The organism is Patescibacteria group bacterium, assembly GCA_041651155.1.
Taxonomy (GTDB): Bacteria; Patescibacteriota; Patescibacteriia; order CAIXNZ01; family CAIXNZ01; genus JAPLYF01.
The window spans coordinates 47,473-71,650 of the sequence record JBAZJU010000005.1 but is presented as its reverse complement, the minus strand read 5'-3'; the positions used below and the strand labels follow the sequence as shown (position 1 = coordinate 71,650).

The following is a 24,178-nucleotide window of genomic DNA, read 5'->3' as shown; positions in this document are numbered from 1 at the left end:
TTTAAGTCTAACCTGCGGCTTTGGCAGCTGCTTTGCCAACTTTCTTTTTAATAATTTCATCTGCATATTTTATGCCCTTGCCTTTGTATGGTTCAGGCTTTCTTATTTTCCTTATTAAGGCTGCCACCTCGCCAACCTGTTTTTTATCATTGCTTGTCAAGGTAATAAAATTCTTTTCCACACTGCCAGTGATGCCCGGGGGCAAAATAAATTCAACCGGGTGAGAGTAGCCTACATTTAGAACTAATTTGCTGCCGGCCAAACTGACTTTAAAACCCACGCCAACCACTTCCAATTTTTTAGTAAAACCTTCTTTAACTCCTAAAATCATATTTTTAATCAAGCTGCCAAATAAACCCCAAAGCGCTCTTTGAGACTTGTCTGTGGGATCTGAGACAGTAATCAAAATCTGTTTGTCTTTTATTTCAATATTAACCTGGGGATGAATTTTTTGTTTTAATTCACCTCTGGGTCCCTTGATAATCAATTCATTGGCCTCAATTTTTACCGCCACATCATCAGGGATAGTTATTGGTTTTTTGCCGATTCTGGACATAAAAAATTTTGTTATCTGAACCACTAAAATCTTTCACGAAATGCACGAAATTTTAGTGAAGTTTCGTGAATCTATTTAGTGTTTCCGTATTTCATTATTAATTACCAAATTTCGCATAAAATTTCACCGCCAATTCCTTTTCTTCTTGCTTCTTTATTGGTCATTAAACCATTGGAGGTGGAAATTATCAAAATGCCTAAATTATTTAAGACACTGGGAATTTTTGTTTTACTGACATATATTCTCTTGCCTGGCTTACTGACTCGCCTGATATTGGAGATTGCGCTTTGCTTGTCTTCATTATATTTCAAAACTATTTTTATTTGTGGGAATTTTGCTTCTTCAACCTTAGCGGCATCTTCAATATAGTTTTCATGCTTTAATATCTTGGCCAATTCAAACTTTAGCTTTGAAAAGGGCAGCAAAACCTCGCTCTTTCTCACAGCCTGAGCATTTCTAATTCTTGTTAACATGTCTGCTATTGGATCTGTAATCATATATTTTAAAATTGAAAAATGTAAATTATAAATTAAAGATTTTCCTTTTACCAGCTGCTTTTAGTAATGCCCGGGATTTCGCCTTTAGCTGCCAATTCTCGAAAGCAAATTCTGCACAAATTAAAATCGCGCATATAGCCATGGGCACGGCCACAACGCCAACAGCGTCTAACTTTGCGGGTCATATATTTCGGTTTTCTCTCTGCTCTTACGACTTGTGCTTTGGTTGCCATATATATTAAATTAAATATTATTTTTTTGATTCTTTAAAAGGAAACCCTAAGGCAATAAATAAAGCCTTGCCTTCTGCTTTGGTTTCAGCAGTTGTCACTAACGCGATTTCCAAGCCATGCAATCTTTCAATTTCATCTGCTTTGATTTCAGGAAAGGCCAAATGTTCTTTGATCCCAATATTTAAATTGCCATTTTTATCCAAAGTTTTCAAATCTAAACCGCGAAAATCTCTGACACGAGGCAAGGTAATTTTGATTAATTTTTCCACAAAATCCCACATATATTTGCCGCGCAGAGTGACTTTCATGCCAATCACCATGCCCTGTCTAATTTTAAAATTAGAAATTGATTTTTTGGCTTTGGTTTTTAAAGGCTTTTGGCCGCTTATTCTCAGCAAAGTGCTTTCCACATTTTCTATGAAAGTTGCGTCTTTTAAGCCTTTGCTTAAACCCGCATTTAATACTACCTTTGTTAATTTCGGCACTTGTAATTCATTTTTATAGCCAAATTCCTGCTTTAATTGTGTTCTGGCTTTTTTTTGATAAAATTCTTTCAAATTCATATATATAAATCTTTAATCTATTAATTCTTTGCAGCGGCCGCAAATCCTAGCTTTGTTTTTTTTCTGTTTTGCTACTGCCCCCAAAAATTTGTATTTAATTCTTGTTGAACGGTTGCATCTGGGACAAAGCAGCATTAAATTAGAGATATTCATCGCTGCTGGAAATTCAATTTTTTGTCCTTTCTCACCTTGTTTTTTAGGCCGTAAATGCTTAATAGCTAAATTCACACCTTCAACCGAAGCCCGATTGGCAGTTTTAAAAACCTGCAAAACTTTGCCTTTTTTGCCCTTATCTTTACCTGCCATTACTTTTACTCTATCACCTGCTTTAATTTTTCCGCCGAAGGCGGATCCCGCATTGCGGGGCATATCATTTTTTTTCATTATAGTAAAATTTAAAATTTATAAAACTTCAGCTGCCAGGGAAATTATTTTATTAAAACCGCCGGCGCGCAATTCTCTGGCCACTGGCCCTAAAATACGGCTGCCCTGAGGCTCTTTTGATTTCATATCAATAATCACAGCGGCATTATCATCAAATCTTATATACGAACCATCTTTTCTTCTGGTTTCTTTGTGGGTTCTGACTAAAACAGCGTGAACGACGTCACCCTTTTTTACCATAGCATGCGGGATTGCTTCTTTGACAGCTGCTGTTACAATTTCGCCAAGACGGGCATATCTCTTTTTATAACCGCCCAAAACCCTGATAACCATTAATTTTTTGGCACCTGTATTATCAGCTAATTTTAACATTGATCGATGTTGAACCATATATAAATTATTTTACAATTTTAATTAAGCGCCATTTTTTTTCTTTGCTTAAAGGCCTGCATTCCTGAAAAATCACCTCTGAACCGACTTTGGCTGCCCGCTGTTCATCATGGACTTTGTATTTTTTACTAACCTTATACTGCTTTTTATACTTAGGATGCAGCTTCATGGACATAACTTTAACCACAATGGTTTTAGCCATTTTATCACTGACCACCACGCCTTTAAACTTTTTTCTTATTTTTGTCTTTTTAGTTTCCATAATATTAATAGCAATAAAAATTTATTTTTACTTTATTGACTTTTGCTTTAATAAAGTCAAAATTTTAGCAATTTTCTTTTTTATAATTCTTGTTTCTCGGATATTTTTCAACTGATTCTGTGAGACTTTAAATCGTAAATCTCTTAATTTTTCCCGGCTTGAACCTAACAGCTTTTTTAGCTCTGTCTCAGATTTTAATTTTAGTTCCTTTAGTTCCTCTTTGGCTTTCATAAAATATTTTAAAATTATTCCCTAGTTAAAAACTTGGTTTTGACCGGCAATTTATAACTTGCTAAACGCATAGCCTCTTTTGCCTTATCTAATGTTACGCCTTCCATTTCAAACAAAACAGTGCCTGGTTTAACTACAACCACAAAATGATCAGGTGTACCCTTCCCTCCGCCCATTGGCACTTCTGCTCCTTTTTTGGTTACTGGCTTATCTGGAAAAATTCTAATCCAGACTCTGCCGCCTCTTTTCAAATAATGCGTCAATGCGCGACGCGCAGCTTCAATCTGCCGGGCTGTTATCCAGGCGTGAGTTAGGGCTTTTAGGCCATATGCGCCAAAACAAAGCTCGGTACGCCTGCTGGCCACGCCCAGACCTTTTTTACGCCCCTTAAACCATTTTCTATGTTTTACTTTTTTCGGCATTAACATATTATTCTCAATATTTTACTTTTATTTTTTAATTGATTTAATTTCTTTATCAAAAACTTCACCTTTATAAATCCAAACTTTAACGCCGATTTTGCCATAAATTGTCTGTGCCGCTCCTCTGGAATAATCAATATCTGCGCGTAAAGTGTGTAAAGGCAACATGCCCTCAGACAGCATTTCGCGTCTCGCAATTTCCGCGCCATTTAAGCGGCCGGAAACCATAACTCTAATGCCTTTAGCGCCCGCTCTCATCACGCGGCTGATCGCCTGCTTTAAAATTCTGCGGAAAGGAATTCTTTTTTCTAAATCGGCAATCATATTATCTAAAACAATTTGGGCATTCATATTCGGCCTGTCAACTTCCATAATATTTACATTTAAGTTCAGCTTGCCGGGCACTTTTGTTATTTCTTTATTGAAAATTGCCTTTTTTAATTCATTTTTCAAGTCTTCAACTCCTACGCCAGATCGGCCAATAATCACACCCGGTCTGACAGCATATACTATGATATTGATATTTTCTGCAGATCTTTCAATCTCAATTTTAGCCACGCCTGCATCTTTCAAGCGTTTTTTTATAAATTTTCTGATGACTACATCTTGCCTTAAAAACAAACTAAAATTCCTCTTGGCAAACCATTTTGAATCCCAAGTTCTTGTGATACCGAGCCTAATTGCTTTTGGATTTACTTTTTGTCCCATATGAAATAATTAATGTCTGATTTTAAATCTTTTCACTTAACCGGATTTACGGTTAAACATCTTTTTTATAAAGCCTTTGGTGCCCTTCAGCCTTTTTTTATCTTCATTCTGCTTATGGCGATGCTTGCCTTCCATTCTAACGTCTATAATTTCCTTATCAATTTCCTTGTCATGGCCTTCAGGTTCTGCTGTCTTTGTCTCCGAAATTTTTTCAGGAATTATTTCTTTAATTTCTTTCAGTGAAGAAACTTTAATCGGCTTAATGCTTTCTTTCTTTTCTTTTTTGACCTTCTTAGCCTTAATTTTAGTCGGCGCTATTTCTTCCAACACCAGATATACATGCGAAAGTTTTTTCAAAATCGGGGTTGCCCGGCCATGCGCTTTTGGCTGCCATCTTTTTAAAACACCGGCCGAATCAACTTTTATTTCTTTAATAAATAAATTTTCTTTTTTCAAATTCAAATTATGCTCAGCATTGCTGATCGCTGACTGCAAAAGCTTAAGAATTGGCTTTTTGGCAATCTTATCAGCAAAAGACAGCTGATTAATTGCTTCTTCAACTTTTAAGCCCTTAATCAAATTTGCGATTAATCTGACTTTTTTAGGTGACATTCTCAAATGCCTTAATTTTGCTTGTGCTTGCATATATAAAAAATGAATTTACTTAAACTAAGCGCTGGCTGCTGCTTCTTTCTGTTCTTCTTTAGCCATCTTACCGCCATGTCCGTGGAACTTCTTGGTTGGTGAAAATTCTCCCAATTTATGTCCGACCATATTTTCAATTATAGTTACTTCAAGATGTTCTTTGCCATTGTGAACGCCAATCTTAAAACCAACCATTTCCGGGGTAATAGTACAGGCGCGATCCCAGGTCTTCGTTATTGTTTTATCACCTGGCTTTAAACGAGAAATTTTTTTTAATAATTTCTCATTAACATATGGTCCCTTTTTTAAACTTCTAGACATAAATTTTATGGTTTAAGATTTCTTGCTCTTTTTTCTTTGTAAAATTAATTTATTTGAATATTTATTTGGTCTGCGTGTCTTAACACCTAAAGCGTGCTTGCCCCAAATAGTCTTGGGGTATTTTAAGCCGATTGGATGCTTGCCTTCACCGCCACCATGCGGATGATCTACTGGATTCATTACTTTGCCTCTGACAGTTGGCTTAATGCCTAAATGCCTTTTTCTGCCTGCCTTGCCCCAGCGAATAGTCATATATTCTGAATTGCTAACAGTCCCCAACGTAGCCAGGCAGGTTTTTAATACCTTTCTGACTTCGCCTGATGGCAATTTAATAGTAGCATAATCTCCTTCAACTGCCATTAATTGCGCGCTATTGCCTGCGCTTCTTACAATCTGGCCGCCTTTGCCCGGTGTTAATTCAATGTTATAAATAAATGAACCGACCGGAATATTTTCTATGGTCAGGGCATTGCCTGCTTTAACTTTAATTTGCTTGCCTTTTGAGCTCATAATTTCATCGCCGACATGCAATTCGTGCGGAGCAATTATATATCTTTTTTCACCATCTTTATAGTTAACTAGAGCAATCCTGGCATTACGGTTGGGATCATATTCAATGGTTTTTACAATAGCCGGCATATCAAATTTTTCTCTCTTAAAATCAATGATTCTGATAAACCTTTTGGCCCCGCCGCCAATATGCCTGACTGTAATTTTACCGGTTACATTTCTGCCACCGGTTCTTTTTTTTATTTGTAATAATCTTTTAGCTGGCTTAGAAACACTAAGATCGGCAAAGTCATCTACACTTGCTTCTCGCCTCCCTGCATCATTGGTTTTATATTGCTTTACTCCCATATATCTCAATAATTATAAATTTAAAATTTCGGTCTTAAACTCCTTCGTAAATTTCTATCTTATCGCTTGGCTTCAAAGTTACTATAGCCTTTCTCCAGTTTTTCTTTTTACCTGTAACTTTGCCCGAACGGACATCTTTGCCTCTGGCTTTAATTATATTCACGCTTTTTGCTTCAAAACCATAAAGGCCTTTAATTGCCTTTTTAACTTCAATTTTATTTGCGCCATTCGCAACCATAAACGTATATTGATTTTTGGCCACTAAGTTTGTTGCTTTTTCTGTCACTAAAGGCTTGATTAAAATTCTATAGGCTTCTTTGGTCTCTTCCTTTTTAGCCTTCTTGCCTTTAATTTCTTTTGTCTCTGCCGCACCTTCTGTTTTGGGCTTCAAAGAAGTCAAATTAGCATCTGTTTTTTTCACCAAAGCCTTTTTGGCTGCTGCTGGTTTTTCCTTTTTTGCTTCTTTGGCTTTAGCCCCGGCTTTTTTATTAAATCTATCAAAAATTCCCATATATTTTATTTCTTATAAGTGGTAATAATATTTTTTATGCCGTTTTTATCAACTAATAAATAATTATACTTCAAAATATCTAAAACATTAAGGCTATCAGCTAAAATTGTCTTTAAAGTTTTAATATTCCTGGCTGATTTAACAATGTTGTCATTCTTTTGATCCAAAACAATTAAAGTCTTGCCAGCCTTAACGGGCAATTTACTTAAAATCTTAACTAAATCTTTAGTTTTGATTTTGGTAAATTCTAATTTATCTAAAATAATTAAAGCCTCAGACTTGACTTTATCAGTCAAAGACATAAATAATGCCTTTTGCTTCATCTTCTTATTTATTTTTTTATCAAAATTCCTTTCTTTGCGCGGACCAAAAGTCACACCGCCTCCGATCCATAAAGGCGACCGAGTTGAACCAGCTCTTGCCCGGCCTGTGCCTTTTTGCCGCCAAGGTTTTTTACCGCCGCCGCGCACTTCACCTTTAGTTTTAGTATGTGCTAATTTAAAACGTGCGTTGGCCTGTTGAGCCTCAACAACCTGATGGACTAGGGCGGGATTAATTTTAACTCCAAAAACTTCAGGATCTAATTTGATTTCCTCTATTTCTTTGCCTTCTAAATTGTAAACTTTAGCCTTGATCATATCTAAATAATTTATACTTTTAAGTATTTGCTTCTGGTTTTAATTCCTTAGCTTCTTCTTTGACTTCTTCATTTTTGATTTCAGATGTTTCAGCCTTTTCTGCTGGAATTTCTTTGGTTTCTTTTTCCAGCTTCATCTCCCCTGGCGCGTAAATTTCTATTAAACTATTGCGGCTGCCTGGCACTGCGCCTTTAAGAAATAATAAATTTTTCAACGGATCTATTTCAACTATTTCCAAATTTTGGATGGTAACTTGTTCACCTCCCATGCGTCCGCCCATTTTAGTCCCTTTAAATGTGTGGGCAACGCCTTTGGCTCCGACTGAACCAGAATGCCTTAATTGATCCTTGGTACCATGTGTTTTTGGTGCGCCATGAAAACCATGACGTTTGACTACACCTTGAAATCCCTTGCCTTTGCTCGTACCAGATATTTTTACTTTTTCGCCTGCAGTAAAAATAGCTACGCTGATTTTTTCACCCTTAGCATATTCGCTTTGATTATCATCAGGCAATCTTAATTCTTTTAAATATCTTGATTTTAATCCGCCTTTTAAATGCCCGGCCAATGGTTTATTTAATTTTTTTCTAGTCCCGTATCCAATCTGAATCGCCTGATAGCCATCCTTGTCTTTCTTTTTTACTTGAGTAATAAAACAAGGGCCGGCTTCAATTACTGTCACTGGCACTACCTGGCCATCTGTTTTAAACTTTTGGGTCATGGCTATTTTTTTACCTAAAATATACTTCATATTTCTTGCTTTTTAGGAAATAAAAAATCTGGCTTCACCAAATCCAGATTAAAATTAATATAATTCAAAAAACTTCAAAAAAAGTTTAAGACTTACTGGATTTTTAATTTTTAGTGATTTTTTATTTCTCCTTGGCTAATCCTTAAAAATGTAAAGGTTTTTCTTAAATTAAGAAACTTTCTTTATATTTCTAAAAATTAGATTTGCGATTTTTAAAATCCGCAATAATTAAAGTTGTAATATACGTATCTTAGCTGAAATGCACTTACCTGTCAAGCCCTTTACATTTTGATCTCAATATCTACGCCGGCTGGCAAATTTAAGCTCATCAGAGCATCAACTGTGGCTTGGGTAGGCTCAATGATATCAATTAGCCTCTTGTGGATGCGCATCTCATATTGATCTCTGGCATTTTTATGGACAAAGGTCGAGCTTAAAACAGTGTATTTCTTCTTTTCCACTGGCAAAGGAATGGGGCCGGCAACCTGGGCGCCAGTTCTCTGCGCAGTATCTAAGATAGTTCGAGTAGACTGATCAATAATCTTATGATCATAAGCCCGAATCTTGATTCTAATTCTTTGTTTTTCTTCAGTTTTTTCTTTGGCTTTTACCTTTTCAGTCATGAAATTAAAAATTATCTTTATATTTAAAATTTACAAAAAATTTTGGTATAAAAGCCCTCTCCCCACCATGGGGAGAGGACTTAAATATATTAAGCAATGATTTTAGTGACTGAACCTGCACCTACGGTTTTACCGCCTTCTCTAATAGCAAATTTTGATTTTTCTTCCAAAGCTACAGGCGCAATTAACTTAATCTTCAGGGAAACAGTATCCCCAGGCATAACCATTTCAGCGCCACCCAAAATTTCAATTTCGCCAGTTACGTCAGTAGTGCGGATATAAAATTGCGGCTTATAACCCTTGAAAAATGGCTTATGTCTGCCGCCTTCATCTTTGGATAAAACATAAATTTGGGCTTCAAATTCTGTATGAGGCGTAATACTGCCTGGTTTAGAAATTACCTGGCCTCTTTCTACATCTTCTTTTTTTGTACCACGCAATAATAGTCCGGCATTATCGCCTGCGCGGCCTTCGTCTAATGATTTATTAAACATTTCAATGCCAGTGACCACTGTTTTTTGAGTTGGTTTAATGCCTACAATTTCTATTTCATCATTTAGTTTAATAATGCCTCTATCAATCCTGCCAGTTACCACGGTACCACGGCCTTCTATTGAGAAAACATCTTCAACCGGCATTAGAAATGGTTTTTCTGTATCTCTAACAGGATCGGGAATATACGTATCTAAAGCATCTAAAAGCTCGCCAATGCATTTGGCGTCATCGCCATTTGGATTTTCTAAAGCCTTCAAAGCCGAACCTTTGATTATCGGGGTTTTATCGCCTGGAAATTCATATTTTGTTAATAGTTCTCTGACTTCTTCCTCAACTAATGTTATTAATTCTGGATCTGAAACCTGATCAACTTTGTTTAAAAAAACAACAATTGACGGCACACCGACTTGTCTGGCTAACACGATGTGTTCCCTAGTCTGAGGCATTGGACCATCAGTTGCAGCTACAACTAAGATAGCGCCGTCCATTTGAGCTGCGCCTGTAATCATGTTTTTAATGTAATCAGCATGGCCTGGACAATCTACGTGAGCATAATGTCTTTTTGCAGTCTCATACTCAACATGAGCGGTTGCAATGGTAATGCCTCTTTCTTTTTCTTCAGGGGCATTATCAATCTGGTCAACTCCTTTATCAGAAGCTTTTTGGCCATGAGCAAGCACATACTTCAAAAGAGCTGCTGTTAAAGTAGTTTTACCATGGTCAACGTGACCAATTGTTCCCACATTAATATGTGGTTTTGAGCGTTCAAATTTTTCTGCCATAGTATTTTTAATACTCCGTCGAAGCAGCCTCAACCGCTAAAACTGGCTGAGTGTTATCCAGCCGCTTCCCTAATTATTCTCCCAAAGGGATCGCTTTGGGATTATTTTTTAATTTATTAAAATGTATTTTTTATTATACCACATTCGCAAAATATGGCAAGTATTTTTTAATCCTCATCTTCAACCGGCTCAAAATAATATTGGTCAGGCTCCTCTTTTTTATCTTTTTCCTCTTGGGCAGGATTTAAATCTTGCCAGCGTTCCAATAATTTTTCATCTTCTTGCGTTGACTTCCAAACCGCGATATCTTTATTAATTTTGTTCAAAAGTTCTTCTTCGGAAAAATTCTTTAATTCACTATTTTTTAAAATTAAATTCTCATAATCATTCGCTGATAAAACTACAAAAAGATTGCCCTTTTCATCTTCTAAAATAAAACGGTCTCCTGTTTTTCGTAATAGTTCTAAAATTTTCTTTAAATCTTTCATAAATGAATTTATCTAGAATATATCTTATCTTAGCTAAAAGTAAAAAGAAAGTCAAGAGCCGCTTCGCTTAGTTTTGGCTAAGCGGCTCTCAAACAGATGTAATGGCTTAATTGGGATACAATTGCCGGCCAATGGCGGAAGAATTGACTAATTCCACCAATGGCATAAAAATAGTACCCATTTGACCAAGTTCTTGGGGTAAATTTTCCATAACCTGATCATGGCTGAATAAATTTACCCGATAATCACGAGGTCCCCTCATCCCATCATAACAATCTAAGGTAATCAGCATGATTAGAATTACCTTAAATTTTGGCTCAAAAATGATGTCCTGAAAACATTTGATCAGACCATTATTTGGATAGCCAAGATTAAGATAATGATGGGCAATATTCAAAGCCGTTACTTTTAAAGGTACGCCTAACATTTCACCGATCGGAAAAAATAGGCCTGGATGGACTTTGCGACATTCTTTTTCTTTGGCGTTAAACTCTCCTGGTTTATTCCAAAATCCCACGGGCAAGCCCATTTTTCCGCCATCATGATGATAAGCTGCAGCCAAAAGACAGGCCCAGTCATCTTCAGTCATCTCTAAATTTCGCGTAATTTCAGCAAAATCTTTATTGCCGAAATCGGGGAAATTGGCAAAACCGCGCTGTTTGTACTCTTCTTTTAAAAATTGCACGATTTCTGCCATTCTGACTGAATGATGATAACTATCAGCATGAAACGGATAAAGACAATCTGCCAAAACTACTGGCAAAAGATCTTTCCAATTCCATTTCAATTGCTGATTATTATATAAGCAGTCAGCTACTTCAATGATGCTGGGTGATTGACCTAGATTTTTTGCCAGGCAATCAAGGTGAAAAGTTTCTGTTGCTTTTAATCCTTTAACCTTTTCTAATTCTTTAAACCTTTCAGTCAGCGCCAGAATTAGATATTTGGTTTCTGGATTAAACAAAACGAAATCTCTTTCGGGCGCTAAGTCGTAAAGTTTTGGACTCACGAAATCCTCCTTTCAAAACCTATTGTTAATTTTTTCTTAATCATTTTTTAGACACAAAAAAAATCACCCAGATGGGCAATTTTTCTTAAGCCCCACCAGAGAACTACACTGAGAAACCGGCTTTGTCTCCAAAGCTAAGATTAATCAATTAGTAAACAAGTAGGGTTTTATGCTCTAACTATATATTATTATAAAAACCTAGTCAAGCCCTTTTTTGGCTAATTATAAACAAAATATCAACATCTTTACGCACATGGTTATCTACATACTTAACCACACAGTTATACTCAACTTTATTCACGAATTATACACAATACCTATCTAAATTCTAATCTTCAAACACCAAGCTCCAAATAATAACCAATAACCAAATCCCAATAACCAAACTTTTGAAATTTGGAATTTATGATTTGAAGCTTATTTGTGAGTTGGCATTTGAGATTTGATTATTAAAATTAAAACAGGCCCGAGGATTCGAGCCTGTTTATTGGGTTTTGAGTGTTAGCTACCGCGCTATGCTGGGATGATCACAAAAGATATTTAATTTTTGGTTATTTCCAGCAAAACTGATGATCAGCACAAAGCATTTTATGGCTGATTTCAGTTAGCACCCAATGCTTCGGCAGGCCGTTTTAGCCATTATTTGCCTTAGCAATTGGTCTGGGTTATTTCCCCTTTTTAAGGCGCCATGGCCCCGATAATGGATCTCCACAGAGTGGGAGATGGGTTATTTCTTAACCCATTGGCCATTGCATAATTAAATCGCCATCAGTTGTTAGGTTTTTGAGTTGATTGAAAATTTTGCAAAGTACTTATTATGCTTGCAGCTGCTGCTTTTAAACAATTTCTGCATATATATACTTTGCCAGCTGGCCCTCTAATCAATACCCCAACTTCCTGGGAATTTTTTCCACAAAATGTGCAATGGCTTTCACCTTTTGAACTAACTTCAGGAATATCCTTTTCTGTAGGGTTTGCGATTACTTCCCCGCAAAGTACAATACAAGTATCGCATATCCCGGCATTTACCTTTTCGTCAAATGCGATTAAAACTGTCCCCTCAGGCGTGCTGCCGCAAAAAGAACAGAAACTCATTTTTTCCTCCTTTGAAAAATTTGCTTAAAGATTATCAGCAAATCAATATGAAGTCAAAAATATACAAAAAAAGACCCTTTGAAATTATCGCTAGGTCATTTTAATAGTTTTTTTAAATTCTACTCTTACGCAAAATTTATTTTGAAATTTTTCCTAACTGGAAGCCTTTTGCTGCGCATTTGTTGAGGAGGCCCATCATAAAAGGAATTTGGCTATGTTCCACAGACCGAAAAAATCTCTGTTCTTCTTCAGTAAGATTTAATACTACTGAATCAGAAGAACCATGGATATCGTCTACCTCCACAGTATCCCCAACTCTATTGACAAATTCAGGTGCGTCCATTTCTTTACCTCCTTTGAAAAAAGTATTTTTTATTACTTTATCACCTATATTTTTTCTGTCAATATTTTTATAAAATAAAAAAATAGCTCCTCTTTCAAAGAGCTATTTTTATATCAGTGTAATCTGTGAATATAAATCAGTGTTTTATTTATCCCTTATTTTTTCTTCCCTTCAATTATTTTCAAGGCAATATTATTTGGAGTTTCAGCATAATGATCAAATTCCATGGAATAGGTAGCGCGGCCTTGAGTGGCTGATCTTAAGGAAGTCGCATAGCCAAACATTTCAGATAATGGCACCATGCCATCAACTACTTTCATTTTACCGCGTTCGGTCATCTGGGTAATCTGAGCGCGTTTAGCATTTAAATCACCAATAACATCACCCATGAATTGTTCAGGCATAACTACCTCTATTTTCATGATTGGTTCCAAAATAATTGGCTTGGCTTTTTTCGCTGCCTCTGTAAAAGCCATTGAGCCTGCAATTTTGAAAGCTATTTCAGAAGAATCAACTTCATGGTATGAACCATCATATAAAGTCGTTTTAACATCAACTACAGGATAACCAGCCAAAATGCCTTTGGTCAAAGCTTCTTTAATGCCTTTTTCAACAGCTGGAATAAATTCACGAGGAATAGCGCCGCCTTTAATATCATCCACAAATTCAAAGCCTTCGCCCTGGTCGCGCGGTTCAATTTTTATCCAACAATGGCCATATTGGCCGCGGCCGCCAGATTGTTTAATATATTTGCCTTCTGCTTCAGCTGTACCTTTGACAGTTTCTTTATATGCTACCTGGGGAGCGCCGACATTGGCCTCAACTTTAAATTCCCTTTTCATGCGGTCAACAATAATTTCTAAATGCAATTCACCCATGCCAGAGATAATGGTCTGCAGAGTTTCTTCATTGGTACGAATTCTGAAAGTCGGATCTTCTTCAGCCAATTTTTGCATGGCCATGCCCATTTTTTCCTGGTCAACTTTTGTTTTTGGTTCAATGGCCACGGAAATAACTGGTTCTGGAAAAATAATTTCTTCTAAAATAATTGGTTTTTTTTCATCACATAAAGTATTGCCTGTAGTTGTATTTTTTAAACCAATAGCAGCTGCTATTTCACCAGAAAAAACTTCGTCCACGTCTTCGCGAGAATTAGCATGTAAGCGAACAATACGGCCGATTCTTTCTTTATCGCCTGTGGCAGTATTTAAAACATATGAACCAGCCTTTAAACTGCCAGAATAAACCCGGAAAAAGGCTAATTTGCCCACAAAAGGATCAGTGGCAATTTTAAAAGCCAAAGCGCAGAATGGCGCATCATCTTTAGCTTCCCTAAGTTCTGCAACGCCAGTTTCAGGATTTTTTCCTTTAAAGGGAGGTATATCATTTGGCGAAGGCAGATAAGCAACAACCCCATCCAAAACAAATTGCACGCCAATATTTTTTAAAGCAGAGCCGCAATAAACAGGATGAAAATCGTTTTTAATAGTTGCTGCGCGAATCACCTGTTTGACCTGGTTTAAATCTAATTCTTCACCGGCCAGATATTTATTCATTAAGTCATCATCATTTTCAGCAACTTTTTCCAGTAATACCTTCCTCAATTCCTCAACTTTAGTTTTTAAATCTTCAGGAATTGGTATTTCCTCAACATTCTGGCCATATTCGCCAGCAAATTTGTAGGCTTTTCTTTCTAATAAATCAACTAAGCCTGCAAAAGTGTCTTCAGCGCCAATTGGAATTTGGACAGCGACTGCGTGTTGAGACAGGCGTTCCTGAATTGATTGTAAGCTCATATAAAAATCAGCGCCAATTTTATCCATCTTATTTACAAAAGCAATTCTCGGCACGCTATATTTTGCTGCCTGGTGCCAGACTGTTTCTGACTGCGGTTCTACGCCTTGCGAGCCATCAAAAACTGCCACTGCGCCATCCAAGACGCGGAGTGATCTTTCTACTTCAACAGTAAAATCAACATGGCCCGGGGTATCAATTATGTTAATGCGATGATCTTTCCAAAAACAAGTAGTTGCGGCGGCAGTAATTGTAATGCCTCTTTCCTTTTCTTGTTCCATCCAGTCCATTTCAGCTTCGCCATAATGAACTTCGCCAATCTTATGTTTTTTACCAGTGTAAAACAAAACACGCTCGGTCATAGTTGTCTTGCCGGCGTCAATATGGGCCATAATCCCGATGTTTCTGGTATTTTCTAATGAATATTCTCTAGGCATAAATTTAATTCTGAATTACGAATTATAAATTGTTTAAATTTACATTTTTAAACCGTTCTTCATTTTTTTTCAGCTTATTAAAAAATTCTTTCTCTAAATCAACATCCAGCATATAAGAAAGAATTATTGTGTAAATAAATACATCGGTTAATTCTTCTTTCATTAAGCTTAAGAAATCCTCTTGACCATCAGTAGGTAACCGATAATTTCTTACTTTTTCACGATAATATTTTTTAACTAAATTTGCGAGTTCACCAGTTTCTCCAGCTAAACAAGTCATTAAATAAAGCAATCTTTCTGGTGTTAATTTAATCTCTCCAAAATGCTTTCTATCAAAATCTTTCTGCTGTTCTATTATTTGTTTTAGATCCATAAGCTTTTTTACTACAGATTACAGATACATACAGATTTTACAGATTTGAACTCCACAAATTAAATATTTGTACATCAGTACATATCTGTAATCTGTAGATTAATATCGAGCAAAGTGAGCAAAAGCGCGATTGGCTTCAGCCATTCTATGAACATCCTGTTTTTTCTTAAATGCATCCCCTGTTTCATTGGCTGCATCCATGATTTCCATGGCTAATTTTTCTGCCATGGCTTTGCCTTTTCTTTTTTGGCTGGCCTCAATCAGCCAGCGGCTGGCTAAGGCAAATTTTCTTTCTGTTCTGACAGGAAAAGGTATCTGGTAATTAGCGCCGCCAATTCTGCGGCCGCGCACTTCTAAAGATGGGCTGACATTTTTCAAAGCTTTTTCAAAAATCTCCAATGCATCTTGCTTGGTTTTATCAGAAACAATTTCAAAAGCATTATAAACGATCCTTTGGGCTGTAGATCTCTTGCCTCTTCTCATTAAATAATTGATAAATTTAGCAATCTGCGCATTTTTAAATTTAGGATCTGGCTGAATATTTCTTTTAGGTGCTGGTTTGCCTCTCATATTTTTTAAACAGTATTAAATGAATAAGTTAATTAAGCTTTAGCTTTTTTAGGCTTTTTAACGCCATAAATTGAACGGCCTTTTTGTCTGCCTTCAACTCCCTGGGTATCATAACGGCCGCGGACAATATGATAACGCACGCCAGGCAAATCTTTGACACGGCCGCCGCGAATCATCACAATTGAGTGCTCCTGCAAATTATGGCCTTCGCCAGGAATATAAGCAGTCACTTCCATGCCATTAGAAAGCCTGACTCTGGCAATCTTTCTTAAGGCTGAATTAGGTTTTTTAGGGGTAGTAGTTGTTACTTTTAAGCACACGCCTCTTTTATAAGGATTGCCTTTATCCAATGTTTTTCTCTTTCTTTTAATCGTATTAAAAACACTTTCCAAAGCAGGCGTCTTGGATTTATGGCTGGATTGTTTGCGTCCTTTTTTAACTAACTGGTTGATTGTTGGCATTTTAAAAAATTTAAAATTTAAATTAAAAATATCAGCCAGTGGCTGATCAGCCTTTGGCTGAAAAAATAAAACTCTGTGTTTTATTGTGATTTTATTCTACACTCTTACTCTAAAAAAGTCAAGAATTTCACAATATGCTGTAAAGCCGGAGAAATAAATTGATAATTAAATTAAAAAACGCGCTAATAATGCCAATGCCTAAAAAATTATCAGCAATTATTAAAATTAACAAAATAAGCGGCCCGTTTTTTTCTAAATAGGCCTGGATATAGTCATATTTTGGCGGTAAAAAAGCAAAAAAAATCTTTGAGCCATCAAGAGGAGGAATGGGTATAAGATTAAAAACCATCAAAATCAAGCTATAAATAATCAAAAATGAAAGAAAAATCAAAAGTAGATTTCCTGAAGCGCCGCTCAAAACTGCTACTGGATTGAGATTACTCGGAGCAATTAGTTTAAAAACCACAGAAAAAATAATTGCCATAATTAAATTGGCAAAAGGCCCGGCAGCTGAAACAATGGCCGGACCCCATTTTTGATTTTTCAAATTATAATAATTAACCGGCACTGGTTTGCCCCAGCCAAAACCTATAAGCAATAACAAAATTGTGCCTGTTAGATCCAAATGAGCTAAGGGGTTTAAAGTCAGCCTGCCAGCATCTTTGGCAGTATTATCTCCCTGCCAAACAGCCACCAGGGCATGAAAAAATTCATGAAATGTTAAAACAATCAATAAAGCTAAAATAAAAGCTACACCGATTAAAGGTTGGCTAAAAAAATTTAATAATAGCATATGGTCTTGATTAAATTATATTTATCTGCTAAACTGGGAATAATGGGTAAAACGATAGTAAAACATTGTAATACAATTGTCTTACCATCGTCTTACAAAGTCTTACTCAAATTAATCTTATCATTATGTCGCGAACTTGTGAAATATGCGGACGCGGTCCTAAAACTTCTGCCAGCCGCAGCCATTCCAACATTAAAACCCTAAAGAAGAAGTATATTAATTTGCAGGCGAAAACTATAGATGGCAAAAAAACAAAAATTTGTACCAGCTGCTTAAAAACCAGAGTTAAGGCTGCCAGGGTTTAAATTGTTAAGAAATTCCTTTAACTCTAAATAAAATCCAAGCAACTATTAAGAGAAATCCTTATAAATTAATAATTATTAACTTCATATCTATGGCCGATGTTCAAGCTTACTGTGTTAAATGCAAAGCCAAACAGACAATGAAAGATGCTAAAGAAATTAAAATGAAAAATGGCAGACCAGCAGTCACAGGTATTTGTCCTGTGTGCGGCACCAAAATGTTCAAAATTGGCGCAGCTAAATAAATGTACTCATTAAAAACCCCTGGCCTAAAACCCGGGGGTTTTTAGTTGAAGAAAGTTTGAAGATGGAATAAGATATGAGGTAGAAGGGTAAAAAGGGCAAGAGGAGTAAAAGGAGTAAAAAGGGGTTAAAATTAAACCGCTTTAATGACAAATAACAAATGCTCAATAACAAAATAAATTCAAAACTCAAATACTTAATGCCAAAACGTTTGATTATTTAAATTTTATATTTTGTTATTTTTTTGATATTTGCCTTCGCCCCGCAGTGCGGGGCTTTGGCAAACAAAGGTTTGGATTTTGACATTTGTTATTTTTCACTGCGGGGTGTGGCTCAGCTGGTCTAGAGCGTCGGGCTGGGGGTCCGAAGATCGTGGGTTCAAATCCCGCCGCCCCGAATAATATTAAAAGCCCATTTTTTGGGCTTTTAAAATTGCTTAGAAAATGCTAAAATTTAAGAAATATGAATTATATTGATGTTTTAATTACCATTTTACAAAAACTGCAAAATTTCAGCTATTTGCTGGTTTTTTTAATTTCCTTTGTAGAATCTCTGGCCTTTGTCGGACTTTTTATTCCTGGCACAATCCTTACTGTCTTTATTGGCTTTTTGGCTGGCAAAGGGATGTTTGAGATAAGCGATTTAATCTGGTTCGCAGTCCTTGGTGCAATTTTGGGTGATGGCTTGAGTTTTTATTTGGGCAAAAAAGCAAAAAAATTTTTCAAGCCTGAAAATAAAATATTTAAATCTTCTTATTTATCCAGGGGCGAAGAATTTTTCAAAAAGCATGGGCATAAAAGTATTTTTCTGGGCAGATTTATCGGCCCAATCCGACCGATCATCCCTTTTGTAGCAGGTATTTTTAAAATGGAGACTAAAAAATTTATTTTTTGGAATGTCTTGAGCGCCTTTGCCTGGGCCATGTTTTATCTTTTTTTAGGTTACTTTTTCGGCCAGGCCTGGCAAGTGATTGCAGCTTATTCTACCAGAGCCAGCATTTTTCTGCTCGTGATAGCTATTTTTCTTGTGCTTTATTATCTGCTCAAAGAATTAATTTTAAAAGAAGGAAAAAGGTTCCTTTTATTTTTTAAATCAATTTTAATTTCTATTATCCAGGCGATTACAAAAAACCCTGAGGTAATAAATTTGATTAAAAATCATCCCTTAATTTTTAGGATCATCAAACGCCGCCTGGACAGGACAAAATTCACAGGCTTACCCTTAACACTTTTTGCGCTAGCTTTTATTTATCTTCTCTCACTTTTTTTGGGCATTATAAGATCAATTTTAATCGCCATGCCAATTGCCCTGGCAGATATTCGCCTGGAAAATCTGCTTTTTGTTTTTCGCCAGGCAAGTTTAGTAAAAATTTTCACCTGGATAACTATTTTGGGGGAATGGGAATTTGAATTAGGAATAATAGCCCTTATTTCAGGACTCTTATGGCTCTGGCATAAAAAAAATTACATTTTACCTTTCTGGCTGATACTCGCTGGCACGGAAATTTTCGTCTATCTTGGCAAAATAATCATCAGACGGCCAAGGCCTGAAGAAGTAGCAATTTATTTGGAAAAATCCGCCTCCTTTCCCAGCGGACATGCAGCCCTGGCCATGGCTCTTTTTGGATTTTTGATATATTTTAGCTGGCGTAATTTAAAGAATTGGAAAAACAAGTTAAATATTTTATTTGCCGGCGCTTTGGTAATAATTGCCGTAGGTTTTAGCCGGCTTTATCTAGGCCTGCATTATCTAAGCGATGTTTTAGGCGGATATTTACTGGCTTTGCTGTGGTTAATAATTGGCATTAATCTGATTGAATGGCCAAGCTTTAAAAAAGAGAAATCAGACAAAATAAAAACCGCAAAAACCCTTAAAATAATAACCATTGCTTTAATTGTTGTTTCCATATTTTATTATATTGGTTTTGCCTATTACTTTAAGCCTGAAGTAATTTTTCCAGAAAAAATAATGGCAATTCAGACAATCAAGTCTGAACCAATAAAAATTTTCAGTGATTTTAATCTTTCAAAATATACTGAAACTCTAGACGGCACCAAACAAGAACCGCTCAGCTTTATATTAATTGCCCAAAATGACGATGAACTTATTAGTGCTTTTAAAAAATCGGGCTGGATCCTGGCAGAACCTGCTAATTTAAACACCTTAACAAAAATAGCCAAGTCAGCAATTTTAAATCAAAGTTATGACAGCGCGCCCATGACACCTTCATTTTGGAATGCCAATATCAATGACTTTGGTTTTGAAAAACCGACTAGCGATAACACGGTGAGGCAAAGACACCATGCCAGATTCTGGCGAACTGATTATAAGACTACTGACGGAAAAATTATCTACGTTGGTACGGCAAGTTTGGATGTTGGCATAAAATGGCTGGTTGTTCATACAATTAACCCTGATATTGATACTGAAAGAGAAGTTTTTTTTACAGATCTGCAAAAATCAGATTTAATCAAAAATTATTACAAAGAACAATTCGTTGATCCGTTTTTGGGTAAAAATTTTACCGGTGATCAGTTTTTCACAGATGGTAAAATTTATATCATTAATCTAAAATAATTTATGACCCAAAATTTTGATAAAGGGCTGACTCATGTTATGAATTATTAGCCTGTGCCGATACCTTGTCAGAACAAAATTCTATTTCCCCAGAACTTTTTAAAAAAATCTATATTTCAATTGATAAAATAATCAATCAGCTCGGCGGCTTTTTGAAATCAATACTATAATTGTAAAGTTCGTAGAGTTGTATTATTGTAGGGTCGTAGAGTCGTAGAGTTGTAAAGTTATTCCAGCGGGCTGTAGCGCCCACCGCCGCTTCTGCCTTCGCTGAAGCTACGGCAGACAGGAAAGCTTTGGCGGGCAGGCAGTCGGAAAAGATACAAAAATAAATGACAACAGCCAACTGCGGATAGTTAGTTAAAAATTTAATAATTACGGGCTGTAGCGCAGTTGGCTAGCGCGCATCGTTCGGGACGATGAGGTCGCGGGTTCAAGTCCCGCCAGCCCGATATAATTTTAGACTATGAAAAATCATTGGTTAAAATTTTCTTTTTTTTGCTTAATCACTATCCTATTTTTTTGCTTTATTCTGGTTTCTCCAATAAATGCTGCCTGTCCTGTCTGTTTATTGGCTTTGCCAGCAGCCGCCGGCTTAGCTTTGTGGCTGGGCATAGATCGGCTTTTAATCGGCCTTTATACGGGGGGCTTAATCATTTTATTAAGCAAATGGTTAATTTATTGGCTGAAGAAAAAAAACTATTATTTCAAATATGCCTGGCTGATTATTTCTTTTTTAATTTATTTTTTCGTAATAGCTACCCTCTATTTCTCAAAATTAATATCCTTGTCTCCTAACCAAATCTGCGGCTTTGATAAATTATTAATGGGCATTTTTATCGGCAGTATTTTATTAGCTATTATTTTCCAAATCCTGGCGCTAATTAATTCCCAAATAAAAAAGCAGGCAATAAAAGCCAGCCAAGGGTTTTTTCTCATCATTATATTTTTAATAATCCTGACTCTTATTTATCCTGTGTTTTTTAAAATATTGTGTTCAATAAATACTTATTTCAAAATCTAAACATCAGGCTTGACTTTAGCCTTATTTTAAGCTAACATTTTAATCAACCCTGTCCCTTTTCAACTTAACGAAAAATGTACGCAACAAAGGAGGAAAAGCTTATGTTTGTAAAGAAGTTTTACGTGTTCGCTTTAATTTTTCTGGCCTCTTTACTCTTTACCGCATCGGCCAGGAGCCTGGAAAAAAATAAACCGTTCGGTGAAACTCTTTGCAACAACAACCCTGATTTCCATTGTATCGCCATCGCTGAAAAGACGGTGATCAAAGAAATCAGAACAAAAAATGGCCTTAAAAAAATTGAGAGCCAAGTGCCGCAGACATGGGCAGAACTCTGGCCGGACGAGCGAGAACGGGAGATAGTCATGAAAGTCAACCGTCTTAATATCAAGCTGGAAAAAGAAATGGTCATTGCCGTGCCCAATAATATGGCTAACAAAACTTTCATGGATTTTTCTCCTTTCCCCCAAAATATAGGCGTCATGGATGAAAAAATCCTAATTTGGGATCCGGAGCTTTTGGCCTGGGCAGCCTATGATGAGACAGGCAATCTTGTGAGTTGGGGACCTGGCGTTGGAGGTAAGGATTATTGCTCAGATATTGGCAGGCAATGCCACACAGTCACCGGCAATTTCACTATTATTAAAAAAGGCAATGCCAAAACACGTTCCCGTAAATTCCATAATGCCCCCATGCCCTGGGCAATGTTTTTTCACAGAGCTGGTTATGCTTTCCACGGCAGTCCGAACGTGCCTGGGATGAATGCGAGCCATGGCTGTGTCAGGATTTTCACCAGCGACGCCGAATGGCTAAATAAAAATTTTGTCAAAATCGGCACTAGCGTAATAATCAATCCCTATCATGAATAATTTAAAGACCCTGCACATCCGCGTGCAGGGTTTATTGCATCCAAAATTAGCTGCTTACTTCTTCAAGTCTTAAACGCTCGTTTTTTAAAATTATTCTGTAACTTTTGCCATCAATTTTTACTATTTCAATCTCTTTAAAGCTTGCGGCAAAAGTCTTTTCATCGCACGAGGGAGGTAAAACCCTATGCAAATGTGACGCGACAACTGCCAGTAAGGTTGTTTGCAGATATTTATCCATTCCCTTAATGTTTGACAATTCTTCATGCCAATTACCCTGAGTTATTTCAATAATCATTATTGCCTCCTTTTCTTGTTAAATATTTAACCATATTTGAATATGAAAGTCAACTAAAAACCGCCTCCCGCAATGCGGGAAGCGGTTCTTAAATTTAGTTTTATCGAGTAGCTTCAATTGTTTCATCTAATTCTGCGCTCGGCGCTGTCACAGTCACGCGGCCATTGGTTGTGCTGATAAAATAACCAGTGCCGTTGGTTGATGCTCCTTTGGGATCATTAGGAATAGCCACCACGTAAGTGCCATTCTCAGTCAAAACCGACAAATCCACTAACCCAGTACAGCTAGCTGCTCCTGTTCTGCAAATTTCGGTTGACGTTGCAGTAATCGTTGCAGGCAAAGTGCCTTGATTGTCAACGCCATATTGCCAGACACCGTTAATAATCGTGTTGACATTGCTCCAGCGTTGCGCGTTTCTGGCCAAGGCAAACTGGCGGGCGGGGTTAATAGCGATAATCACAATCGCTGCCAAAATCGCAATAATGCCAATCACCACCAAAAGTTCAATCAGCGTAAAACCTTTTTGTTTTTTCATAGGGTTTTTATTAATTAATTTTAATTAAGTTAATGCCCTGGTTCAGACTTTCTTTATTGAGCCCCCTTAAAGCCAGGCCAATGACATTGCTATATAATATTTTATCATTTTTTAGGTTCTTTGCATAAAAATCTAATTGCTTGGTTGGATCTCCCATTTCAACCTGTAAGCCGGGTAATTTTTGATGCAACAATTCCGGCAAGCCCGCAAGCAAGCTCGTGCCCCCTGCTAAAATTAGTTTTTCAATTTTCTGGCCTGTCCGTTTTTCATAAGCTGATTTTATATTGGTAATTTCCGAGCATAAGTCGTTAAAACTCAAAGCTAAAATTTTATCCAGATTGTTTTGGCGCAGATTCAAGCCTTCTTTTTTCTTAAGCTGTTCTGCTTCTTTAAATTCCAGATTTAAATTTTCTTCTATTTTTTTGGTCAAATAATAACCGCCAAAAACCAAATTAAGCTGATCGCGAAAACCATGCTGATCGCGCAGAATTATATCAGTTGCCACTGCCCCCAAATCAACAATCAAAATTGGCTTAACCAAATCTTCTTCAGACAACAAGGCACGGGCTAATGAAGCTGATTCAAATTCCATGGCTGCCAGATAAAGGCCTGCCTTGGTAAATAATTCCTGGTATTGCTCAACCAAATCTTTGCTTGCAGCTGCGAAAAAAACTTCCTGGCCTTCTTTATCAGAACGAGTCAGCGAATAATCAAAATAACAAGTTGCCAAATCAACTGGCAATTTTTCCTGAGCCAACTTCTTGATTTTATCTCCCAGATTTCCAGCCCGGCTTTTAAGATGCAGGGATAAAAAATATGACTGCTTATCAGGCAAAGATAGAAGGCAAAACTTTGTGCTAAATTTTGGCAAAGCTGAATTAAAAGCCTGTTTTAAAATTTCAGCTGCTTTGTCAATCTCAATAATTTCCCCATTTTTTACTAAATTGGCTTTCAGCACCTGGCGATAAGATGATCTAATCTGCGGTTTTGCCGGCCCTGATTTTAACTGCATTAACTCCATGGAATTATCAGAAATATCAACAGCCACCATGGGAAATTTAGCTTGGAATTTGGTTTTGATTTGCTGGAAAATTGACATACTA

The 24,178-nt window shown here is 36.7% G+C and carries 34 protein-coding genes, 2 tRNA genes and 1 pseudogene; 7 read left to right on the top strand and 30 right to left on the bottom strand.

Annotation, left to right across the window (positions count from 1 at the left end; genetic code table 11):
* Positions 1–7 precede the first annotated feature (7 nt).
* The 27 genes and pseudogenes from rplF to WC460_04455 form a co-directional block, all read right to left on the bottom strand.
* Positions 8–556, bottom strand: a complete 549-nt coding sequence (gene rplF / locus WC460_04585; GenBank protein MFA5188610.1) for a 50S ribosomal protein L6 — start codon at positions 554–556, stop codon at positions 8–10.
* Between the two features lie 101 nt (positions 557–657).
* Positions 658–1,053 (bottom strand): 30S ribosomal protein S8, encoded by a 396-nt coding sequence (gene rpsH / locus WC460_04580; GenBank protein ID MFA5188609.1) that lies wholly within the window; start codon positions 1,051–1,053, stop codon positions 658–660.
* A 47-nt stretch (positions 1,054–1,100) separates the two neighbouring features.
* Entirely contained in the window at positions 1,101–1,286 is a 186-nt protein-coding gene (locus tag WC460_04575) for a type Z 30S ribosomal protein S14 (GenBank protein ID MFA5188608.1), read from the bottom strand.
* 17 nt (positions 1,287–1,303) lie between these two features.
* A complete protein-coding gene (gene rplE, locus WC460_04570) occupies positions 1,304–1,849 on the bottom strand; it encodes a 50S ribosomal protein L5 (protein ID MFA5188607.1) in 546 nt (181 codons plus the stop codon).
* A 12-nt stretch (positions 1,850–1,861) separates the two neighbouring features.
* On the bottom strand, positions 1,862–2,233 hold the full coding sequence (rplX, locus tag WC460_04565) for a 50S ribosomal protein L24 (protein MFA5188606.1): 372 nt from the start codon (positions 2,231–2,233) through the stop codon (positions 1,862–1,864).
* Positions 2,234–2,251: 18 nt separating this feature from the next.
* Positions 2,252–2,623, bottom strand: coding sequence for a 50S ribosomal protein L14 (rplN, locus tag WC460_04560; protein MFA5188605.1), 372 nt, complete (start codon positions 2,621–2,623; stop codon positions 2,252–2,254).
* A 7-nt stretch (positions 2,624–2,630) separates the two neighbouring features.
* Positions 2,631–2,885: a 30S ribosomal protein S17 gene (gene rpsQ / locus WC460_04555; protein ID MFA5188604.1), complete on the bottom strand. Its 255-nt coding sequence runs from the start codon at positions 2,883–2,885 to the stop codon at positions 2,631–2,633.
* A gap of 27 nt (positions 2,886–2,912) precedes the next feature.
* Complete coding sequence (gene rpmC, locus WC460_04550; protein MFA5188603.1) at positions 2,913–3,116, bottom strand: 50S ribosomal protein L29; 204 nt, start codon at positions 3,114–3,116, stop codon at positions 2,913–2,915.
* Between the two features lie 14 nt (positions 3,117–3,130).
* Positions 3,131–3,544: a 50S ribosomal protein L16 gene (gene rplP, locus WC460_04545; GenBank protein ID MFA5188602.1), complete on the bottom strand. Its 414-nt coding sequence runs from the start codon at positions 3,542–3,544 to the stop codon at positions 3,131–3,133.
* A gap of 21 nt (positions 3,545–3,565) precedes the next feature.
* Positions 3,566–4,246 carry a 30S ribosomal protein S3 gene (rpsC, locus tag WC460_04540; protein ID MFA5188601.1) on the bottom strand — a complete coding sequence of 227 codons (681 nt, stop codon included), beginning with the start codon at positions 4,244–4,246 and terminating at the stop codon, positions 3,566–3,568.
* A gap of 36 nt (positions 4,247–4,282) precedes the next feature.
* Complete coding sequence (gene rplV, locus WC460_04535; protein ID MFA5188600.1) at positions 4,283–4,891, bottom strand: 50S ribosomal protein L22; 609 nt, start codon at positions 4,889–4,891, stop codon at positions 4,283–4,285.
* 24 nt (positions 4,892–4,915) lie between these two features.
* A complete protein-coding gene (gene rpsS / locus WC460_04530) occupies positions 4,916–5,212 on the bottom strand; it encodes a 30S ribosomal protein S19 (protein ID MFA5188599.1) in 297 nt (98 codons plus the stop codon).
* Between the two features lie 12 nt (positions 5,213–5,224).
* Positions 5,225–6,070, bottom strand: coding sequence for a 50S ribosomal protein L2 (gene rplB / locus WC460_04525; protein ID MFA5188598.1), 846 nt, complete (start codon positions 6,068–6,070; stop codon positions 5,225–5,227).
* Between the two features lie 34 nt (positions 6,071–6,104).
* Entirely contained in the window at positions 6,105–6,422 is a 318-nt protein-coding gene (gene rplW / locus WC460_04520) for a 50S ribosomal protein L23 (GenBank protein MFA5188597.1), read from the bottom strand.
* Between the two features lie 164 nt (positions 6,423–6,586).
* Positions 6,587–7,219 carry a 50S ribosomal protein L4 gene (gene rplD / locus WC460_04515; protein ID MFA5188596.1) on the bottom strand — a complete coding sequence of 211 codons (633 nt, stop codon included), beginning with the start codon at positions 7,217–7,219 and terminating at the stop codon, positions 6,587–6,589.
* A gap of 151 nt (positions 7,220–7,370) precedes the next feature.
* Positions 7,371–7,970, bottom strand: a pseudogene (rplC, locus tag WC460_04510) (50S ribosomal protein L3).
* 281 nt (positions 7,971–8,251) lie between these two features.
* Positions 8,252–8,593, bottom strand: a complete 342-nt coding sequence (rpsJ, locus tag WC460_04505; GenBank protein MFA5188595.1) for a 30S ribosomal protein S10 — start codon at positions 8,591–8,593, stop codon at positions 8,252–8,254.
* Positions 8,594–8,682: 89 nt separating this feature from the next.
* Positions 8,683–9,870 (bottom strand): elongation factor Tu, encoded by a 1,188-nt coding sequence (tuf, locus tag WC460_04500; protein MFA5188594.1) that lies wholly within the window; start codon positions 9,868–9,870, stop codon positions 8,683–8,685.
* A 167-nt stretch (positions 9,871–10,037) separates the two neighbouring features.
* Positions 10,038–10,358: a hypothetical protein gene (locus WC460_04495; GenBank protein MFA5188593.1), complete on the bottom strand. Its 321-nt coding sequence runs from the start codon at positions 10,356–10,358 to the stop codon at positions 10,038–10,040.
* 106 nt (positions 10,359–10,464) lie between these two features.
* Complete coding sequence (locus tag WC460_04490; GenBank protein MFA5188592.1) at positions 10,465–11,367, bottom strand: hypothetical protein; 903 nt, start codon at positions 11,365–11,367, stop codon at positions 10,465–10,467.
* Between the two features lie 768 nt (positions 11,368–12,135).
* Positions 12,136–12,462, bottom strand: coding sequence for a ClpX C4-type zinc finger protein (locus tag WC460_04485; GenBank protein MFA5188591.1), 327 nt, complete (start codon positions 12,460–12,462; stop codon positions 12,136–12,138).
* A 136-nt stretch (positions 12,463–12,598) separates the two neighbouring features.
* Entirely contained in the window at positions 12,599–12,805 is a 207-nt protein-coding gene (locus WC460_04480) for a hypothetical protein (protein MFA5188590.1), read from the bottom strand.
* 155 nt (positions 12,806–12,960) lie between these two features.
* A complete protein-coding gene (fusA, locus tag WC460_04475) occupies positions 12,961–15,036 on the bottom strand; it encodes an elongation factor G (protein ID MFA5188589.1) in 2,076 nt (691 codons plus the stop codon).
* A gap of 22 nt (positions 15,037–15,058) precedes the next feature.
* Positions 15,059–15,409 (bottom strand): MazG nucleotide pyrophosphohydrolase domain-containing protein, encoded by a 351-nt coding sequence (locus WC460_04470; protein ID MFA5188588.1) that lies wholly within the window; start codon positions 15,407–15,409, stop codon positions 15,059–15,061.
* 99 nt (positions 15,410–15,508) lie between these two features.
* Positions 15,509–15,979: a 30S ribosomal protein S7 gene (gene rpsG, locus WC460_04465; GenBank protein MFA5188587.1), complete on the bottom strand. Its 471-nt coding sequence runs from the start codon at positions 15,977–15,979 to the stop codon at positions 15,509–15,511.
* Between the two features lie 32 nt (positions 15,980–16,011).
* Positions 16,012–16,440: a 30S ribosomal protein S12 gene (gene rpsL / locus WC460_04460; GenBank protein MFA5188586.1), complete on the bottom strand. Its 429-nt coding sequence runs from the start codon at positions 16,438–16,440 to the stop codon at positions 16,012–16,014.
* 127 nt (positions 16,441–16,567) lie between these two features.
* Complete coding sequence (locus tag WC460_04455) at positions 16,568–17,233, bottom strand: site-2 protease family protein (GenBank protein MFA5188585.1); 666 nt, start codon at positions 17,231–17,233, stop codon at positions 16,568–16,570.
* 125 nt (positions 17,234–17,358) lie between these two features.
* On the opposite strand from WC460_04455, the gene WC460_04450 reads away from it, so the two are divergent.
* The 7 genes from WC460_04450 (at position 17,359) to WC460_04420 (ending at position 22,245) form a co-directional block, all read left to right on the top strand.
* Positions 17,359–17,538: a L28 family ribosomal protein gene (locus tag WC460_04450; GenBank protein ID MFA5188584.1), complete on the top strand. Its 180-nt coding sequence runs from the start codon at positions 17,359–17,361 to the stop codon at positions 17,536–17,538.
* Positions 17,539–17,627: 89 nt separating this feature from the next.
* The gene (locus WC460_04445; protein MFA5188583.1) at positions 17,628–17,780 is read left to right on the top strand and encodes a DUF5679 domain-containing protein; all 153 of its coding nucleotides are present in this window, start codon (positions 17,628–17,630) and stop codon (positions 17,778–17,780) included.
* Between the two features lie 320 nt (positions 17,781–18,100).
* Positions 18,101–18,175: transfer RNA gene (locus tag WC460_04440), tRNA-Pro, on the top strand.
* Positions 18,176–18,240: 65 nt separating this feature from the next.
* Positions 18,241–20,355: an LssY C-terminal domain-containing protein gene (locus WC460_04435; GenBank protein ID MFA5188582.1), complete on the top strand. Its 2,115-nt coding sequence runs from the start codon at positions 18,241–18,243 to the stop codon at positions 20,353–20,355.
* 378 nt (positions 20,356–20,733) lie between these two features.
* Positions 20,734–20,807: transfer RNA gene (locus WC460_04430), tRNA-Pro, on the top strand.
* Positions 20,808–20,821: 14 nt separating this feature from the next.
* On the top strand, positions 20,822–21,379 hold the full coding sequence (locus WC460_04425) for a hypothetical protein (protein ID MFA5188581.1): 558 nt from the start codon (positions 20,822–20,824) through the stop codon (positions 21,377–21,379).
* Positions 21,380–21,480: 101 nt separating this feature from the next.
* On the top strand, positions 21,481–22,245 hold the full coding sequence (locus WC460_04420) for a L,D-transpeptidase (protein MFA5188580.1): 765 nt from the start codon (positions 21,481–21,483) through the stop codon (positions 22,243–22,245).
* A gap of 46 nt (positions 22,246–22,291) precedes the next feature.
* Here the strand turns inward: WC460_04420 and WC460_04415 are convergent, their stop codons facing one another.
* The 3 genes from WC460_04415 to pilM all read right to left on the bottom strand — a co-directional run bounded on the left by WC460_04415 (position 22,292) and on the right by pilM (position 24,174).
* A complete protein-coding gene (locus tag WC460_04415) occupies positions 22,292–22,540 on the bottom strand; it encodes a hypothetical protein (protein MFA5188579.1) in 249 nt (82 codons plus the stop codon).
* Between the two features lie 100 nt (positions 22,541–22,640).
* Entirely contained in the window at positions 22,641–23,075 is a 435-nt protein-coding gene (locus tag WC460_04410; GenBank protein MFA5188578.1) for a prepilin-type N-terminal cleavage/methylation domain-containing protein, read from the bottom strand.
* A 10-nt stretch (positions 23,076–23,085) separates the two neighbouring features.
* Positions 23,086–24,174, bottom strand: coding sequence for a pilus assembly protein PilM (pilM, locus tag WC460_04405; protein MFA5188577.1), 1,089 nt, complete (start codon positions 24,172–24,174; stop codon positions 23,086–23,088).
* Between the last annotated feature and the right edge of the window lie 4 nt (positions 24,175–24,178).

What these genes read in the sequence shown, in the direction of transcription:
- rplF (MFA5188610.1), bottom strand. Translation starts at nt 556, where the DNA reads ATGTCCAGAATCGGCAAAAAACCAATAACTATCCCTGATGATGTGGCG.
- rpsH (MFA5188609.1), bottom strand. Translation starts at nt 1,053, where the DNA reads ATGATTACAGATCCAATAGCAGACATGTTAACAAGAATTAGAAATGCT.
- WC460_04575 (MFA5188608.1), bottom strand. Translation starts at nt 1,286, where the DNA reads ATGGCAACCAAAGCACAAGTCGTAAGAGCAGAGAGAAAACCGAAATAT.
- rplE (MFA5188607.1), bottom strand. Translation starts at nt 1,849, where the DNA reads ATGAATTTGAAAGAATTTTATCAAAAAAAAGCCAGAACACAATTAAAG.
- rplX (MFA5188606.1), bottom strand. Translation starts at nt 2,233, where the DNA reads ATGAAAAAAAATGATATGCCCCGCAATGCGGGATCCGCCTTCGGCGGA.
- rplN (MFA5188605.1), bottom strand. Translation starts at nt 2,623, where the DNA reads ATGGTTCAACATCGATCAATGTTAAAATTAGCTGATAATACAGGTGCC.
- rpsQ (MFA5188604.1), bottom strand. Translation starts at nt 2,885, where the DNA reads ATGGAAACTAAAAAGACAAAAATAAGAAAAAAGTTTAAAGGCGTGGTG.
- rpmC (MFA5188603.1), bottom strand. Translation starts at nt 3,116, where the DNA reads ATGAAAGCCAAAGAGGAACTAAAGGAACTAAAATTAAAATCTGAGACA.
- rplP (MFA5188602.1), bottom strand. Translation starts at nt 3,544, where the DNA reads ATGTTAATGCCGAAAAAAGTAAAACATAGAAAATGGTTTAAGGGGCGT.
- rpsC (MFA5188601.1), bottom strand. Translation starts at nt 4,246, where the DNA reads ATGGGACAAAAAGTAAATCCAAAAGCAATTAGGCTCGGTATCACAAGA.
- rplV (MFA5188600.1), bottom strand. Translation starts at nt 4,891, where the DNA reads ATGCAAGCACAAGCAAAATTAAGGCATTTGAGAATGTCACCTAAAAAA.
- rpsS (MFA5188599.1), bottom strand. Translation starts at nt 5,212, where the DNA reads ATGTCTAGAAGTTTAAAAAAGGGACCATATGTTAATGAGAAATTATTA.
- rplB (MFA5188598.1), bottom strand. Translation starts at nt 6,070, where the DNA reads ATGGGAGTAAAGCAATATAAAACCAATGATGCAGGGAGGCGAGAAGCA.
- rplD (MFA5188596.1), bottom strand. Translation starts at nt 7,219, where the DNA reads ATGATCAAGGCTAAAGTTTACAATTTAGAAGGCAAAGAAATAGAGGAA.
- rpsJ (MFA5188595.1), bottom strand. Translation starts at nt 8,593, where the DNA reads ATGACTGAAAAGGTAAAAGCCAAAGAAAAAACTGAAGAAAAACAAAGA.
- tuf (MFA5188594.1), bottom strand. Translation starts at nt 9,870, where the DNA reads ATGGCAGAAAAATTTGAACGCTCAAAACCACATATTAATGTGGGAACA.
- WC460_04495 (MFA5188593.1), bottom strand. Translation starts at nt 10,358, where the DNA reads ATGAAAGATTTAAAGAAAATTTTAGAACTATTACGAAAAACAGGAGAC.
- WC460_04485 (MFA5188591.1), bottom strand. Translation starts at nt 12,462, where the DNA reads ATGAGTTTCTGTTCTTTTTGCGGCAGCACGCCTGAGGGGACAGTTTTA.
- WC460_04480 (MFA5188590.1), bottom strand. Translation starts at nt 12,805, where the DNA reads ATGGACGCACCTGAATTTGTCAATAGAGTTGGGGATACTGTGGAGGTA.
- fusA (MFA5188589.1), bottom strand. Translation starts at nt 15,036, where the DNA reads ATGCCTAGAGAATATTCATTAGAAAATACCAGAAACATCGGGATTATG.
- WC460_04470 (MFA5188588.1), bottom strand. Translation starts at nt 15,409, where the DNA reads ATGGATCTAAAACAAATAATAGAACAGCAGAAAGATTTTGATAGAAAG.
- rpsG (MFA5188587.1), bottom strand. Translation starts at nt 15,979, where the DNA reads ATGAGAGGCAAACCAGCACCTAAAAGAAATATTCAGCCAGATCCTAAA.
- rpsL (MFA5188586.1), bottom strand. Translation starts at nt 16,440, where the DNA reads ATGCCAACAATCAACCAGTTAGTTAAAAAAGGACGCAAACAATCCAGC.
- WC460_04455 (MFA5188585.1), bottom strand. Translation starts at nt 17,233, where the DNA reads ATGCTATTATTAAATTTTTTTAGCCAACCTTTAATCGGTGTAGCTTTT.
- WC460_04450 (MFA5188584.1), top strand. Translation starts at nt 17,359, where the DNA reads ATGTCGCGAACTTGTGAAATATGCGGACGCGGTCCTAAAACTTCTGCC.
- WC460_04445 (MFA5188583.1), top strand. Translation starts at nt 17,628, where the DNA reads ATGGCCGATGTTCAAGCTTACTGTGTTAAATGCAAAGCCAAACAGACA.
- WC460_04435 (MFA5188582.1), top strand. Translation starts at nt 18,241, where the DNA reads ATGAATTATATTGATGTTTTAATTACCATTTTACAAAAACTGCAAAAT.
- WC460_04425 (MFA5188581.1), top strand. Translation starts at nt 20,822, where the DNA reads ATGAAAAATCATTGGTTAAAATTTTCTTTTTTTTGCTTAATCACTATC.
- WC460_04420 (MFA5188580.1), top strand. Translation starts at nt 21,481, where the DNA reads ATGTTTGTAAAGAAGTTTTACGTGTTCGCTTTAATTTTTCTGGCCTCT.
- WC460_04415 (MFA5188579.1), bottom strand. Translation starts at nt 22,540, where the DNA reads ATGATTATTGAAATAACTCAGGGTAATTGGCATGAAGAATTGTCAAAC.
- WC460_04410 (MFA5188578.1), bottom strand. Translation starts at nt 23,075, where the DNA reads ATGAAAAAACAAAAAGGTTTTACGCTGATTGAACTTTTGGTGGTGATT.
- pilM (MFA5188577.1), bottom strand. Translation starts at nt 24,174, where the DNA reads ATGTCAATTTTCCAGCAAATCAAAACCAAATTCCAAGCTAAATTTCCC.